Origin of the sequence: Paraburkholderia sp. SIMBA_054, from assembly GCF_046534875.1 — a bacterium.
In the GTDB taxonomy this organism is placed as follows: Bacteria; Pseudomonadota; Gammaproteobacteria; order Burkholderiales; family Burkholderiaceae; genus Paraburkholderia; species Paraburkholderia hospita.
This window is the reverse complement of record NZ_JAWRXV010000698.1, coordinates 1-275: the sequence shown is the minus strand read 5'-3', so window position 1 is coordinate 275 and position 275 is coordinate 1. Positions and strand designations below refer to the sequence as shown.

At 60.0% G+C, this 275-nt stretch carries 1 pseudogene; it reads left to right on the top strand.

What is annotated here, in order from left to right:
• Window positions 1–275 (top strand): annotated as a pseudogene (locus SB822_RS56895) (hypothetical protein); the annotation flags it as partial.

The window sequence follows — 275 nt, the reverse complement described above, 5'->3', positions numbered from 1 at the left end:
CTGCAAGGTGCGCTCGGTCAGAAAGACGGCGCCATCGTTATTCTCGGCACCGGCTCGGTGTTCGTCAGAAGAGAAGAAGACGCCTTCGAGATTATCGGCGGGCGCGGCTTCATGTTGAGCGATCATGCGGGCGGCGCGCGGCTTGGTCGTGAACTTCTTGAAGAAACGCTGCTTGCTCTGGACGGCATGACGGAGCACACGGAACTTGCCGATGCCGTGCTGGCACGGTTCAACGGTGACATGCGCCAGATCATAACCTTTTCGCGCACGGCGAC